At 56.1% G+C, this 14,146-nt stretch carries 13 protein-coding genes; all 13 read right to left on the bottom strand.

The features are described 5' to 3' along the window. Window positions 1-105 precede the first annotated feature (105 nt). Window positions 106-1,134, bottom strand: a complete 1,029-nt coding sequence (locus BQ2657_RS08315) for a M15 family metallopeptidase (protein WP_083236223.1) — start codon at window positions 1,132-1,134, stop codon at window positions 106-108. Further along, window positions 1,127-2,776 (bottom strand): HAMP domain-containing sensor histidine kinase, encoded by a 1,650-nt coding sequence (locus BQ2657_RS08310; protein ID WP_075580201.1) that lies wholly within the window; start codon window positions 2,774-2,776, stop codon window positions 1,127-1,129. The genes BQ2657_RS08315 and BQ2657_RS08310 overlap by 8 nt, the downstream gene beginning before the upstream one ends. Continuing rightward, the gene (locus tag BQ2657_RS08305; RefSeq protein ID WP_075580200.1) at window positions 2,773-3,471 is read right to left on the bottom strand and encodes a response regulator transcription factor; all 699 of its coding nucleotides are present in this window, start codon (window positions 3,469-3,471) and stop codon (window positions 2,773-2,775) included. Before BQ2657_RS08305 ends, BQ2657_RS08310 begins: the two co-directional genes overlap by 4 nt. 201 nt (window positions 3,472-3,672) lie before the next feature. Next, entirely contained in the window at window positions 3,673-4,338 is a 666-nt protein-coding gene (locus BQ2657_RS08300; RefSeq protein WP_075580199.1) for a metal-dependent hydrolase, read from the bottom strand. Window positions 4,339-4,356: 18 nt separating this feature from the next. Continuing rightward, complete coding sequence (gene thrB / locus BQ2657_RS08295; protein ID WP_075580198.1) at window positions 4,357-5,283, bottom strand: homoserine kinase; 927 nt, start codon at window positions 5,281-5,283, stop codon at window positions 4,357-4,359. Between the two features lie 17 nt (window positions 5,284-5,300). After that, window positions 5,301-6,611, bottom strand: coding sequence for a homoserine dehydrogenase (locus BQ2657_RS08290; protein ID WP_075580197.1), 1,311 nt, complete (start codon window positions 6,609-6,611; stop codon window positions 5,301-5,303). Between the two features lie 117 nt (window positions 6,612-6,728). Next, window positions 6,729-7,181 carry an ACT domain-containing protein gene (locus BQ2657_RS08285; protein WP_075580196.1) on the bottom strand — a complete coding sequence of 151 codons (453 nt, stop codon included), beginning with the start codon at window positions 7,179-7,181 and terminating at the stop codon, window positions 6,729-6,731. 73 nt (window positions 7,182-7,254) lie between these two features. After that, window positions 7,255-8,247 (bottom strand): NAD(P)H-dependent glycerol-3-phosphate dehydrogenase, encoded by a 993-nt coding sequence (locus BQ2657_RS08280; protein WP_075580195.1) that lies wholly within the window; start codon window positions 8,245-8,247, stop codon window positions 7,255-7,257. 218 nt (window positions 8,248-8,465) lie between these two features. Further along, complete coding sequence (gene plsY / locus BQ2657_RS08275; RefSeq protein WP_075580194.1) at window positions 8,466-9,068, bottom strand: glycerol-3-phosphate 1-O-acyltransferase PlsY; 603 nt, start codon at window positions 9,066-9,068, stop codon at window positions 8,466-8,468. A gap of 15 nt (window positions 9,069-9,083) precedes the next feature. Further along, complete coding sequence (gene der, locus BQ2657_RS08270) at window positions 9,084-10,415, bottom strand: ribosome biogenesis GTPase Der (protein ID WP_075580193.1); 1,332 nt, start codon at window positions 10,413-10,415, stop codon at window positions 9,084-9,086. 15 nt (window positions 10,416-10,430) lie between these two features. Beyond that, the gene (gene fni, locus BQ2657_RS08265; protein ID WP_075580192.1) at window positions 10,431-11,483 is read right to left on the bottom strand and encodes a type 2 isopentenyl-diphosphate Delta-isomerase; all 1,053 of its coding nucleotides are present in this window, start codon (window positions 11,481-11,483) and stop codon (window positions 10,431-10,433) included. A 20-nt stretch (window positions 11,484-11,503) separates the two neighbouring features. Beyond that, window positions 11,504-13,546: a bifunctional 4-hydroxy-3-methylbut-2-enyl diphosphate reductase/30S ribosomal protein S1 gene (locus BQ2657_RS08260; protein ID WP_075580191.1), complete on the bottom strand. Its 2,043-nt coding sequence runs from the start codon at window positions 13,544-13,546 to the stop codon at window positions 11,504-11,506. A 3-nt stretch (window positions 13,547-13,549) separates the two neighbouring features. Beyond that, the gene (locus BQ2657_RS08255; RefSeq protein WP_075580190.1) at window positions 13,550-14,146 is read right to left on the bottom strand and encodes a lysophospholipid acyltransferase family protein; all 597 of its coding nucleotides are present in this window, start codon (window positions 14,144-14,146) and stop codon (window positions 13,550-13,552) included.

Raw genomic sequence — 14,146 nt, 5'->3', positions numbered from 1 at the left:
TTCATAATTTTACCATAAAAGGATAAAATTTGCAGATAAAATTTTCCAAAGGAAACGCAGCTGCGGCTCTGCTTCAAGGCCAGCATCAATCAGCTGGCTTCCTTTTCACTGGTTCAACACCTGGTACCGGTTTCCTGCATCATAATCAAAATGCCACCATTCCATATCGCTGGCTGTAAAGCCCTGGAGTGTCATCTGCTGGCGCAGCAGGTCCCGCAGGTACCGCTGTTTCTGGGTGCCCCCGGCAAACTGGGCGTACTGGGCCGGAGAAGGCTCGTCGAAGTCAGAGATCATAGCCGCCGGTTCCCCGGTTTCCAGATCATACAGGCTCACATCGATGCTCCGTCCGGAATTGTGGGAATACCCTTCTTCCGCTTTGGGCAGCATAGCAGCATGGTCCTTGCCCAAAGCCAGGGTGGCCAATTTGAAATCCTGCCAGGAGCGGTAAGCCTCCCACACCACCAGGCCGTATCCATAGGGCTTCAGTCCCGCTTGGACCCGGGCCAGGGCCTGGGCCGCATTCCTGTCCAAAAGGGCTTTCCGGCTCAGCACCAAAGGCACGCCGAACAAGTTATTCTCCGTGGTATACCGGAGATCCAGCTGGAGTCCCGGCACGGTCTGGGAAAGATCCACCAAGTCCGCTGTCCTGTCATAGGGGAGGCTGGGAGGCGCAGCCGCGGCCGCTTCTTTCCGCAGCTCTTCCAGAGGCTGGGCCGGAGTCACCCGGATGGGTTTCCCGTTCTCTCCGCCAGTGAATTTCCGGGTATAGCTTTTCTGCCCCAGATTCAGGCTGATCCCCAGGCCGTCCTTGTCCCGGTCGAAGCGGATGGTGCTGCCTGCATCTGTATTGGGACCCACTTCCCGCAGATCATAATTGTCGTAATGGTTCTTCACCAGAGTATACACATTGCTGCCAGTATAATCCCTGTCATTGGGCAGGAAACGGTACAGCAGCTGGAGCTTTCCCTTGTTTTCCCGGACCGCCACCTGTTCTCCATTGCCCTGATAAAATCCCACCAGGGCCGCTTCCTCCCGGTTGAGCTCTTCCGGCTCCCAGGCACCGGCCCAGGCCGTCAGCGTCAGGGAAAGCCCCCAGGCCAGGCAGAGGGCCAGGATTCCTGTTTTCTTATACATCGCTGTCGTCTCCTTCCTGCTGGATGGTGTCATCTTCCCCCAGGGGCTGGATATTTTCCACCACTTCCGCCTCATGGGCTCCATCCCGGGTCACATTGGATTTTTCTGAGCAGGGAGGGAATGTGATGACAAAGGCCGTCCCTTTGCCCACCTTGCTCTTCACCTGGACCTTAGCCTTGTGCATCCGGATGATTTCCTTCCCGATGGCCAGGCCCAGGCCCGTACCGGGGATGTGGCGGGAATGGGATTTGTCCGCCTTGTAGAACCGTTCCCAGATATAGGGGATGTCCTCTTCCGGGATCCCGTATCCCTGGTCCACCACGGTGAGGACAGCCCCACCCTGCCGGTTCTTCATGACCTGGAAGCGGATCACAGAACTGTCCGGAGAATATTTGATGGCATTGTCCCCCAGGATCATCACCAACTGATACAGCCGGTCCCCATTGCCGCAGACCAGGAGGCTGTCATCCACATACTGCTCCAGCCGGATATCCCGTTTCCCGGCCCGGCCTTCCAGCATGTTCACCACGCTTTCCACCACTTTGCCCAGGGGGACCGGTTCCATTTCCTCCCCTTCTCCCCGCTGGAGGCGGCTGATGTCCAGCAGTTCGTTGATCAGCCGTTCCAGGCGCTGGGTCTCATCGTTGATCAGCTTCCGGTATTTTTTCACATCTTCCGGGTCCGTGATGGTCCCGTCAGACAGCGCCTCGTTATAGCCCTGGATGATGGTGATGGGGGTCCGGAGTTCATGGGACACATTGGCCACAAAATCCCGGCGCATCTTTTCCATTTTCCGGGTCTTCCGGACAAACTGTTCCAGATCCCGGCCCAGGGAATTCAAGCTCCGGCCCAGGTCAGCTACTTCATCGTCCCCGTCCACAGCCACTTTCAGGGAATAATCTCCCAGGGCGATGGCCTTGGCAGAATTCTTCATGGAGATCAGGGGCTTGACCATCCGGCGGGTGAGCCCGCTGACGATGATCACGCTGATGCACAGGGCGATGATCCCCACGATGATGGTATAGATATAAATATCCTTCAGGACCTTGTTCAGGCCTCCCAGAGGTGAAGCCAGGAGCATGGCGCCGGATACAGAACCATGGTTGTCTTTCAATGGGATCCCCACCATCAGGACCTGCTCCTTGTAATAGGGATGGTAGATCCGTTCGTTGACCCGTTCCCCTGCGTACACCTTGGTAAGGATCTTCTGGAACCGTTCGCTATTGGGGCCCCCTTCCCGGATCTGCTGGTCGATGGCGGCCACGCTCTTCATCCATTTTTCCCGCCGCCGGGCTTCCCGTTCCTGTTTGGAGGTGTTCCCTTCGTGGGCCTGCTCATATTCGGTCCCAGTCTCCGAGGCTCCGATCAGGTCGAACTGGTCATTGAACACCCAGATCCTGGCGCCCACCAGCTGATCCATGGAGGTGAGATATTCCCGGAGGATGGTCTTATCCATGTTCATGGCGTCGAAATACCGGATCATCATGGCCACCTGGCCGCCCTTATCATTGAGTTCCAGTTCCTTGGTCCGGAAAAAGTAATCGGTGATCAAATAGCTGAGCCCCATGGAGATCCCGACGATAATAGCCAGAATCAGGCCCATGTAACTGTACATGAGCCTGGTGCTTAAAGACTTTTTCACTTTTTGACCTCGAATTTATACCCGACACCCCATACGGTCATGATGTCCCAGGTGGAATCCGGCGGAATGTCCAATTTGTGCCGGACCCGCTTGATATGGGTATCCACTGTCCGGGTATCTCCGTAATAGGTATAGCCCCAGATCTTTTCCAAGAGCTGGTTCCGGCTGAACACGATCCCTGGATTGGAAGCCAGGCCCCAGAGCAGTTCCATTTCCTTGGCGGTAAAGGTGATTTCCCGTCCAAAGGCCACCACCCGGTATTCGCTCAAGTTGATCATCAGGTTGGGATATTCCAGCACTTGCTTGTTCTGCCCGCTCATGGACGCATTGGTCCGGCGGAGCACCGCTTTGACCCTTGCCACCACTTCCCGGGTATTGAACGGTTTGGAAATATAGTCATCGGCTCCGATTTCCAGGCCCAGGATCCGGTCATCGTCAGAATCTTTGGCCGTCAGCATGATGATGGGAATGTCAGAAATCTTCCGGACCTGCTTGCAGACTTCCAGTCCATCCAGCACCGACATCATGATGTCCAGCAGGATGATATCCGGTTTCCCGGCCTGGACCTGGACCAGGGCTTCCGCCCCGTCTGCTGCTTCGATGACCTTGAAGCCCTCTTTTTTGAAGTAAATGCTTAAGATTTCACGGATTTGCGGTTCATCATCCGCGATCAATACAGTCTGTTGTTTGTTCATAGACAGCCCTCACTCTTCTGGCAGGAAATCTGCCGGCTTGGGGAATCTTTTCTCCGGAAAAAGATTCCAGGTACCAGAGCGCATAGATCCAGCGTTCCGTTCTATCCATTATAGCATAAATTCATGAAAAGAGGGAAAGGGTTAAAGAGAAGCGCTGCAGAGCCGCGTGGAAGCCCACCTGTAAGCGGCCTCCGTCTACCCTCACAGGTCAAGGGTGCTCCCCGCCTCCACAACTTCCACTTTGCTGTGGGTGGTGGCTTCCACATCCCGTTTGAAAGCTGCCGGATCCTGGGCGATCACAGGCCAAGTGTTGTAGTGGATGGGGATCACCAGGGGTGCGGCCAAAAGTTCCGCTGCCAGCCGGGCATCCTTGGGTCCCATGGTGAAGTTGTCCCCGATGGGCAGCAGGGCCACATCGATCTTTTCCAGCCGGGACAGGAGGGCCATATCCCCGAACACGCTGGTATCCCCGGCGAAATACACGGTCTTCCCGCCAAATTCCACGATGAATCCGCAGGCATGGCCGCCGGCAATGCCGCTGCCGTGGAAAGCCGGGGTGATCCGCACCCGGCCGAAGGGGAACCGGTGGGTCCCTCCCAGGTGCATGGCATAGGACCGAAGGCTGTGGGAGGCTGCGTCGTTAGCGATTTCCGCCGTGGAAACGAGCAGAGCATCATTGGCTTTGGCAATGGCGTAGGCGGACCCCAGATGGTCCCCGTGATAATGAGAGACGAAAATCACATCGGCCTTGATATCTTCCGGTCCCAGTCCTTCCGGGTTCCCATCCAGATAAGGGTCGAACAGCAATGTGGTCTTCCCGTCGTTCAAAGTAAAACAGGAATGATGGATGTAATGGAACTGCAGCATGGATTTTCCTCCTTTTCTTCAGCCAATCACCTTGGCGCCTTCCGGATCGATTTCCAGGAAGTGCAGGGCCGTGTCCATATGCCGTTTTGCAAAAGGTTTCCGCATGGCTTCCCCGATTTTTACCGCATCCCCGTCCGCCGGCACATAAGCCAGCAGGGTGGAACCGGCGCCGGAAATGATCCCGTTGTAGGCACCAGCCTGCCGGGCCGCTGCCAGGGCCTCTTCCGCCCCGGGGATCAAGGGCAGCCGGTAGGGCTGGTGGAGCCGGTCTTCCAGAGCCGTTGTGAGGAAATGATAATCTCCGCTCATCAGGGACCCTACCAAAAGAGCTGCCCGGCTCACATTGTACACGGCATCTTTGTGAGGGACCATTTCCGGCAGAGCCGCCCGGGCTTTGGAGGTGGGCAGCGGCAGGGCCGGTACCAGAACCACCAGTTTCAGGGGCTTGGCCAGGGCCAGTTTCAGGCTCTCCACTTTTCCCTTCTCCATCACGTTCACTGTCAGCCCCCCCAAGATGGCCGGAGCCACATTGTCCGGATGGCCTTCGATCCGAGCTGCTTCCGTCACCAGCTCTTCTTTGGAAAGGGGATCCCCAGCCAGGGCATTGGCAGCTGTCAAACCGGCCACAATGGCGGTGGAACTGCTGCCCAGACCCCGGGATACAGGGACTTGGATCCGGCAGGCGATCTTCAGGCCAGTGGCCGGCTGCTGGAGTTTCTCCCATAAGGTGTAAAAAGATTGAGCCGCCAGGTTGTTCCGGCCCTGGGGCAGGGACGCATTTCCCTGTCCTTCGGTCCGGACCTGGACCCCTTCTGCTTCAGGGACCAGTTCATAGGTAAAAGTGTTGTACAGGGTACAGGCCAGCCCCAGGCAGTCGAAGCCGGGGCCGCAGTTGGCAGAAGTGGCCGGCACCTGCACCGTTACTTTTTTCCGTAGTTCAGCCATATTCCGTGCCTCTTTTCTCAGTCCAGGCTGCTGTCTTCCACACGGATGATATTGCAGATCCGTGCCACCACAGCCAGTTTGGACAGGGAATCAGCTGCTTTCCGCAGGGCAAATTCAGAGACTCCATAGGTAATGACCACGATTTCAGCCAGATTGCCCAGGGAACGTTTCTGGACGACGGTCTTCAGGCTGACCTTGTTTTCCCCGAAGGCAGAGGCAATAGTGGCCCACACCCCAGGCCGGTCTTCCACCAGCATCCGGATATAGCAGGGAGAGATGATCTCTTCCGGAGGCAGCATGGGTTTCGTCTCATAGCAAGTGCAGCCCACCCGGCCGGTACAGCCGGCCAAGATGTTCCGGGTGCTTTCGATGATATCCCCGCAAACAGCACTGGCCGTGGGCATCCGTCCGGCTCCCCGGCCGAAGAACATGGCTTCGCCCACCGGCTGGCCTTCCACATACACTGCGTTGAACACATCGTTGACGGTGGCCAGGGGATGGTCTTTCCGGAGCATGGTGGGATGGACCCGGGCACTGACGCCTTTGCCGTCCTTCTGCTTGGCGATGCCCAGCAGTTTGATCACATACCCCAGTTCATCGGCATATTCGATATCCCGGGAGGAAATCTTATCGATGCCCTCCACGTACACATCCTCCAGGCTGACCCGGCTATTGAAGGCGATGGAGGCCAGGATGGCAATCTTCCGGGCTGCATCGAAGCCCCCTACGTCGGCAGTGGGGTCGCTTTCCGCATAGCCCTTTTCCTGGGCCTCTTTCAGTACTTCGGCAAAATCCATATGGTCCTGGGTCATCTTGGTGAGCATATAGTTGGTGGTTCCGTTGATGATCCCCATGATCTTATTGATTTTATTGGCTGCCAGGCTCTCTTTCAGAGGGCGGATGATGGGGATGCCCCCAGCAACTGCCGCCTCAAAGAGGAAGTCCACATGGTTGGCCGCCGCCAGTTCAAAGAGTTCCTTCCCATGGGTGGCCACTACATCCTTGTTGGCCGTGACCACGTTCTTCCCAGCCCGGAGGGCCGCCTCCATGTATTCCAGGGCCGGATGTTCCCGTCCCATCAGTTCCACCACGATGTCGATCTCCGGATCATTCACGATGTCTTCGATTTTGTCCGTGGTGGCCAGGCTGGCATCCAGGGCCCGGACCTTTTCCGGATGGCGGGCCAGCACTTTCTGGATGCAGATCTCTGCGCCCACCCGTTCCGTGATCAGCTGCCGATTCTGGTTCAGTACCAAGATCACGCCGCCCCCTACCGTGCCGGCTCCCAGCAGCCCGATTTTGATCTGTTTCTGTTTTGCCTTAGCCATTCCCCTCATCCTCCTAGTTGTAAAGGGGCTGCCGAGATCCGACAGCCCACAAAGTATTGCCCATTTCAATTGTCCAGGAACCCTGGAGAAGGTCCCTCCCTACCGGTGCCGGAAAGATCAATCCACCTGTCCCAAAACGTCCAGGCGCTTCACCCCGTCGATCAGCCGGAGCTTGTCCAGCAGGGCTTCCATATCGATGTTCAGATATTTGGTCTCCACCGAGATGGTGGTATTGGCCACACCCTGGAGGGGAACCCCCTGGTTGATGGTGATCACGCTGCCTCCATCTCCTGCAATGGTATTGAGCACGCTGGAAAGGACGCCGGGTTTGTGTTCCAGTAAAAGGGAAATGGTAATGACCTTTTCCTTGCTGGCATCATAAAACGGGAATACATAATCCTTGTATTTGTAATAGGCGCTGCGGCTCAGACCCACCTTGCTCACCGCTTCATTGACCGTCTTCATCTTCCCTCGTTTCAGGATTTCTTTGACCAGGATTGTCTTTTTGATTGCTTCGGGGAGAATTTCTTCTCTGACTAAATAAAATTCGGATTTTTTCTCATTGGCCATGTGTCATCTATCCTTTCCATGAGAATCTTAATCCTTCCTAGAAAGACATTATATCATACCGCTCCCTAGAATTCTACTCTTTCTTTGCAGTTCTTTTCATCAAATCTGCAATGGCCTGCTGGACCTGTTTTTCCTGGAACAGGACTTGGTACAGCTGTTCGATGATGGGCATTTCCACCTGATGGCGGGCCGCTAGTTCCCGGACCACCGGCGTGGCATTGATCCCTTCGATGACCATCCGGGTCCCGCTGGTGATCTCCTCCAGAGATTTCCCTTGGGCCAGGGCATAGCCGGCAGAACGGTTCCGGCTCAAGGGGCTGGTGCAGGTGGCGATCAGGTCCCCCACCCCGGCCAGGCCGAAAAAGGTGGCCCGCCGAGCTCCCATCTTCACCCCCAGCCGGGTGATTTCCGCCAGTCCCCGGGTGATCAGCCCCGCCTGGGCATTTTCCCCGTAGCCCAGTCCGGAAAGCATCCCGCCCACCAAGGCGATGCAGTTCTTGACGCAGCCGCACAGCTCCACCCCGATCACATCGGTGGAAGTGTAGGGACGGAAATACCCATTCAGGAAGCATTTCTGGAGGAACCGGGCCTCTTTCATCTCCCGGCAGGCAATCACCGTAGCTGCCGGCTGCTGCTGGGCGATTTCCCGAGCCAGGTTGGGGCCGCTGAGGGCAGCGATGGCCCGGGCCCGGGGGAAGGTCTCCTCCAGGATCTCCGTCATCAGCTTATGGCTGGCCAGGTCGAATCCTTTGGTACAGGTAAGGATTAGCTGGTCATGGCAGTCCGTAAATGCGGCAGCCTGCTGGGCGATAGCGCCCATTCCTTTGGAAGGGACCACAAAGACCAGGACTTCCGCCCCTTCCACCGCTTCCTGGAGGCTGGAAGTGATCGTAAGGGCGGGAGACAGCTGGAAATCGGGCAGATAATCAGCATTGCACCGGGTCTCCCGGATTTTTTCCGCCTTCCCCGGATTCCGGGCCCAGAGTACGGTGGCATGGCCGTTTTCCGCCAGGATCTGAGCCAGGACTGTCCCCCAGCTGCCGGCCCCTATGACTGCTGCTTTCATGATTTCAACTCCTTTGAAAAATAGAAGGGCTGCTGCAGGTGCAACAGCCCTTTGGTCGCGAGTCGCGGGCTTGTTGGTTCAAACCGAAGACCCGTTTTTTGATTCCAACCGATGTTACCTTATCATACTATAGAAAAAGGACAACCGGCTTCAGCGTCCAGGCTGGCGACCCATGGCCCGTGACCCGCGACCGGGGTGTGAATCCCTTCACACCCCTATCATTTCTTCCAATGTCCTTCCCGGATCTTGCTTTCCGTGCCGTTCTTCAGGCGGATCATGTTCTGGTAATGCCGGGCCACCACTACGGCGGCGCAGAGCCCTACAAAAGCCACCAGCCGCCAGTCATAGCCCAGATACCAGGCGGAAAAAGGTGCTGCCAGAGCTGCCAGGATGGACCCCAGGGAGACATAACGGGTGACGAACACCGTGGCCAGCCAAATGGTCAGGGCAAACACCGCCACTTCCGGCATGAAGTACAGCAGGATCCCCAGCCCCGTAGCCACTCCCTTGCCGCCCCGGAATCCGCACATCCAGGAAAAACTGTGTCCCAGGATGGCGCAGGCGGCACAGGCCAACAGCACGCCCAGATCAGAGGAAACAAAATGATTGACCAAGTAGAGTGCCAGTACCCCCTTCAGCAGATCCCCCAAGAGGACGAAAGAGGCCATCCGTGCTCCCACGGTCCGGAACACATTGGTGGCTCCGATATTGTGACTGCCATAATCCCGGATATCGATCCCGCAGACCAGCTTCACCAAAAGGAGCCCGCAGGAGATGGAGCCCAGGAGATATCCGATCACTGCACTCAATACATAGTCCATAATCTTTGACCGTCCTTATGCCTCGTCCTCATTCTTGCCCCGGACGATGATGTTGATGGGGGTCCCCTTGAAGCCAAAAGCTTCCCGGAGCTGGTTTTCCAGATACCTCTGATAGGAGAAATGCATGATTTCCGGTTCGTTGCAGAAAATCACGAAAGTCGGAGGCTTCACCTTTACTTGGGTGGTGTAGAGGATCTTCAGCCGCTTACCCTTTTCCATAGGAGGCTGGTTCATGGCCACTGCGTCGGTCACCACCTGGTTCAGCACACTGGTAGCGATCCGCATGGCATTGGCTTCTGCCGCATCTTTGATCATTTCCGGCAGCCGGCTGATCCGCTGCTGGGTCAGAGCCGACACGTACACCACATTGGCATAGGGCATGAAGATCAGTTCGTGGCGGATATTCTTGGTGAATTCTTCCGTGGACATCACCGTCTTGTCAGGATACAGGTCCCACTTGTTCACCACGATCACGATCCCTTTGCCCGCTTCATGGGCGTAGCCGGCGATTTTCTTATCCTGATCCGTGATCCCTTCCACGGCGTTGAGCACCAGGAGCACTACGTCACTCCGGTCCACTGCCCGAAGCGTCCGGATGATGCTGTATTTTTCGATAGGTTCGTCGATTCTTCCTTTCCGGCGCATCCCTGCCGTATCGATGAAAAGGAAGGTCTGGCCGTCCTTTTCCACCGGCACGTCGATGGCGTCACGGGTGGTGCCAGCCACATCGCTGACGATGGAACGGGTCTGGCCGATGATGTCATTGAAGATGGAGGATTTGCCCACATTGGGCCGGCCGATGATGGCCACCTTGATCACATCTTCGCTGTCATCTTCGTCTTCCCCTTCAGGAGGGAATTTTTCCACCACCGCATCCAGCAAATCTCCCAGGTTCAGCCGGTTGGAAGCGGAAATCAGGTAGGGCTCCCCGATCCCCAGGTTATAGAACTCATAGGCTTCTGCTTCCTGCTTGGGGGTGTCTGCCTTGTTCACGGCCAGTACCACGGGTTTCCGGGACTGGCGGAGCATCTTGGCCACTTCCAGGTCATCGTTGGTGATCCCGGTCCGGGCATCGCACACAAACAGGATCACATCAGCTTCCCGGATGGCCACTTCCGCCTGCTGCCGGATGGAAACGGCGATGGAATCAGTGTTCTGCATCTCGATCCCGCCGGTATCCACCATGGTGAACTTCCGGTCCAGCCATTCCGCATCTGCGTACAGACGGTCCCGGGTGACACCGGGGGTATCTTCCACAATGGAGATCCGGCTGTCGGCAAATATGTTAAATAGTGTTGATTTGCCGACGTTGGGTCTGCCGACAATTGCAACTATGGGTTTGCTCATGGAAATGAACCTCTTTCAGTTAAATTCATTTTCCCCGTAGGGAAAGGAGCGGACCGCTGCCGCCAGGTCCCCGGTGAAATAATACCGGACCTGGCGCAGCTCATCCTCTCGGGTACACCCCGTCAGGGTGTAGAAATCTTTTACTGCCTCCAGCAGTTTCCGGATCCAGTCGATGGCTTCTTGGGTCCCGCCGGCCTGGACCAGCCGCAGGATATTGCCTGCCATCCCCACTGCATTGGCTCCCAGCATCCGGGCCTTGAACACATCCAAGGCCGTCCGGATCCCGCCGGAAGCGATGATTCCTTTTTGCCAGCCTCTGGCTTCCACCACTTCCAGAAGAGAAAGGGCCGAAGGGATCCCCCATTGGGAGAGCTCCCGGTTCCCTTCCGGATAGCGGCAGCCTTCGATGGCCGGGAAATTGGTCCCTCCAGCACCGCCGGTATCCAAGATGGATACCCCGCAGTCCAGGAGGCGTCTGGCATCTTCCCGGGCCATTCCGCAGCCTGTTTCTTTCACGATCACAGGGACTTCTGAGCGGGCACAGACGGCTTCGATCTGTTCCAGCCAGTGGGAAAAATCCCGGTCCCCTTCTTCCATGGCCAGTTCCTGGGCACTGTTCAGATGGATCTGGAGGGCCTGGGCCTGGATCATGTCCACTGCCCGCCGTGCCTCATCGGAGGATGCCAGAGCGCTGACATTGGCGAAGAGCATCCCCCTGGGGTTCACCTGCCGGGCAATGGCAAAGGTATCTTCATACATGCCCTTCCGGACAGCCCCGTACTGGGAACCTACCGCCATGGCGCAGCCGGTCTCCCGGGCCACTGCGGCCAGTTCCCCGTTGATGGCTTTCACCGCTTCCGCCCCTCCGGTGATGGCATTGATCACCAGCGGCTGGGCAAGGGTCCCGATTCCAGGCAGAGCGGTGGAAAGGTCGATGTCCCGCCGGTCTGCCTGGGGCAAAGCGCGGTGGAACACCTGTATATCAGAAAAGCCGGTGGCGCAAGGACCATCCTCAAGGTGCAGGGCATACTTGATATGATCGATTTTACGGCTCTCCCGGCTTTTCATCTATGACAAACCTCTCTTACTTATTTATGGGCTTCTGCTTCAGCTTCGGCCAGTTTTTCGCCCAGATCCTGGGACAGAGCACCTTTTTTGCCCAGGTACTGACGCATTTCTGCTTTTTCAGCATCTTCCTTGGCTTTGGTGATGCTCAGGGCGATCTTCTTGTGTTCGGTATCCACACGCAGGACTTTGACTTTCACCTCCTGGCCGATTTCCAGGACATCTTCCGGTTTTTCGATCCGCTGTTCAGCGATTTCAGAAATGTGGATCATGCCTTCGTTCTTGTCGTTCAGTTTCACAATGGCACCGAAAGGCAGGAACCGGACAACGGTACCGGTCACAATGTCACCCACCCGGAATTCCTTGGCAGCAGTGACCCAGGGATCTTCCTGGAGAGCCTTGACGGACAGGCTGATGCGGCCCTTTTCTTCATCCAGGCCTTTGATGTAGACGTTGATCTTTTCGCCCACTTTGTACAGGTCAGCCGGTTTTACGCTGCGGTCCCAGGATACTTCAGAAATATGCACCAGGCCTTGGACCAGAGGAGCAATTTCCACGAACATCCCGAAGTCCACGATGCTCTTGATGGTCCCTTCCACAGTTTCTCCTTCATGGAAAGTATGGAACGCATTTTCCAGGGCTTCTTTCCGTTCTTCTTCCCGTTTGGCTCTTTCTTCTTTATAAGCGGCATTCTTGGCAGCCCGTTCTTCCCGCAGGACATTTCTCCGGGAGAATACCAGGCGTTTCTTTTCCGGATTGATTTCCAGGAGAGAAACTTCCAGTTCCTTGCCTTCATATTCCTTCACATCATCCACATGCTTCAGGTCCAGATGAGAAGCAGGGATGAAGCCAGTCAGTCCATCATAGGAAACCGTCAGGCCGCCTTTGACAGCCCGCAGGCCTTTGACCTGGACAGTTTTCTTATCAGCCAGTTCTTCCGGCAGCTTCAGCCAAGCCTGGTCTGCTTCCGCTTTGATCTTGCTCAGGACCACCAGGCCATCCTGGTTTTCGCTGGCGATGACTTTCAGGGTTACCTTGTCTCCAGGGTTTACAGTGGGGGCTACGGTGTCCTTGGTCCCACCCAAAGTCCATTGGTCGAAGGCCACAGAACCTTCACTCTGATACCCGAAGTCTACTACGACCTCATCATCGGTCACTTCTACTACAGTAGCCTCCACAATCATGCCAATGTGCAATTTCATGCATTCCTGTTCGCCCAACAAACTTTCCATCGTTTCCATAGTTCCAATAGCCTCCTCAATAATTTCCTGCGGCGTCGATGCGCCAGCAGTGATGCCAATTTTGTGTGCTCCGGCCAGCATCGGTCCAGTGATCTCGCTGGCGTCCTGCAAAAGATAGGAACGGGGGTTGATTTCCCTGGCCAGTTCCCACAGGTGTCTCGTGTTCGCGCTGTTCTTGCCGCCAAACACGAAGAAAGCATCTGTTTTCCCTGCCAGCTGCCGTGCGGCAGCCTGTCGTTCTGCGGTGGCAGTGCAAATGGTTCGCACGACTTTATAGTCGCCCGGACGTTTCTCCTGAGCCATTCGAAGCAGAAGGTTAAACTTCTCAGCTTCAAAAGTCGTCTGACTGACTACCCCAAACTTATCTTTTTCAGGAAGAGATCCAAGATCATCGGGTGTTTCGATGACCACAGAATCGCTGCCTGCCCAAGCCTTGATACTTTGCACCTCAGGATGACGCTTTTCCCCAATAATGATGACGAAACGGCCTTCTTCTGCCAGTTCAGCAGCCGTTTTCTGTGCTTTCCGCACATGAGGACAAGTGGCATCGATGACTTTCAGTTCCCGCTGGGCAGCCTCCTCATAAAGAGCAGGGCCCACCCCATGGGATCGGAATATGACTGTATCGCCAGCCGCGAATTGCGCCAGCTTCTCCTTACATTCTACACCTTGCTGTTTCAGTTTTTCTACAACACGGGGATTATGAACCAATTCACCCAGAGTGGCAATACTATCATTATACCCTTTTGCTTGCAGTTCTGCAACGTGTATCGCTCTTTTTACTCCATAACAAAAGCCGCAAGGGTCTGCAACATAGATTTTCATCTGCTATTTTTCCCTGTGAGCGTCCATGAGAGACTGGATTTCCTTCATCAGCTCTTCGCTCAGCTCCTCCACTTTCAATTTATTTCCCTGTTCGTTCTCTAGCTTCATGGGCTTTCCGAACACTACAGTGATCTGGGGCCAGAAGCTTTTCCGGTGCTTCAGATCGCTGCCCAGGATGCAGGCAGGCACCACTTCCGCTTTGCCTTTGAGGGCAATGGCCAGGGCGCCGGGCTGGGCTTTCCCCAGTTTCCCGTCCCGGCTCCGGTGGCCTTCCGGGAAGATCCCCAGCACTTCCTGCTGCTTCAGGATGGTGAGGGCTGTCCGGATGGCATGGGCATCGGCGGCTCCTCGATGGACGGGAAAAGCCCCCAGGCTTTTATACAGCGTCCCCAGGATGGGAACGAACAGTTCGCTTTTGGCCATGAAATGGACGGGCCGGGAAGAAGCCGTCCCCACCATGGGCGGGTCCAACAGGCTCACATGGTTGCAGGCGATCACCACGGGTCCCTGTTTCGGGATATTCTCCTGCCCGATGACCCGGAGCCGGTAGATGATCCGGAAAAGGATAGAAAACAGCAGCTGGACAAAACGGTACCACAT

This window comes from Acidaminococcus massiliensis, from assembly GCF_900095825.1.
Classification (GTDB): domain Bacteria; phylum Bacillota; class Negativicutes; order Acidaminococcales; family Acidaminococcaceae; genus Acidaminococcus; species Acidaminococcus massiliensis.
Note: the sequence above shows the minus strand (reverse complement) of the source record. Positions and strands in the feature narration are given on the sequence as shown.

What these genes read in the sequence shown, in the direction of transcription:
- BQ2657_RS08315 (WP_083236223.1), bottom strand. Translation starts at nt 1,134, where the DNA reads ATGTATAAGAAAACAGGAATCCTGGCCCTCTGCCTGGCCTGGGGGCTT.
- BQ2657_RS08305 (WP_075580200.1), bottom strand. Translation starts at nt 3,471, where the DNA reads ATGAACAAACAACAGACTGTATTGATCGCGGATGATGAACCGCAAATC.
- BQ2657_RS08300 (WP_075580199.1), bottom strand. Translation starts at nt 4,338, where the DNA reads ATGCTGCAGTTCCATTACATCCATCATTCCTGTTTTACTTTGAACGAC.
- thrB (WP_075580198.1), bottom strand. Translation starts at nt 5,283, where the DNA reads ATGGCTGAACTACGGAAAAAAGTAACGGTGCAGGTGCCGGCCACTTCT.
- BQ2657_RS08290 (WP_075580197.1), bottom strand. Translation starts at nt 6,611, where the DNA reads ATGGCTAAGGCAAAACAGAAACAGATCAAAATCGGGCTGCTGGGAGCC.
- BQ2657_RS08285 (WP_075580196.1), bottom strand. Translation starts at nt 7,181, where the DNA reads ATGGCCAATGAGAAAAAATCCGAATTTTATTTAGTCAGAGAAGAAATT.
- BQ2657_RS08280 (WP_075580195.1), bottom strand. Translation starts at nt 8,247, where the DNA reads ATGAAAGCAGCAGTCATAGGGGCCGGCAGCTGGGGGACAGTCCTGGCT.
- plsY (WP_075580194.1), bottom strand. Translation starts at nt 9,068, where the DNA reads ATGGACTATGTATTGAGTGCAGTGATCGGATATCTCCTGGGCTCCATC.
- der (WP_075580193.1), bottom strand. Translation starts at nt 10,415, where the DNA reads ATGAGCAAACCCATAGTTGCAATTGTCGGCAGACCCAACGTCGGCAAA.
- fni (WP_075580192.1), bottom strand. Translation starts at nt 11,483, where the DNA reads ATGAAAAGCCGGGAGAGCCGTAAAATCGATCATATCAAGTATGCCCTG.
- BQ2657_RS08260 (WP_075580191.1), bottom strand. Translation starts at nt 13,546, where the DNA reads ATGAAAATCTATGTTGCAGACCCTTGCGGCTTTTGTTATGGAGTAAAA.
- BQ2657_RS08255 (WP_075580190.1), bottom strand. Translation starts at nt 14,146, where the DNA reads ATGTGGTACCGTTTTGTCCAGCTGCTGTTTTCTATCCTTTTCCGGATC.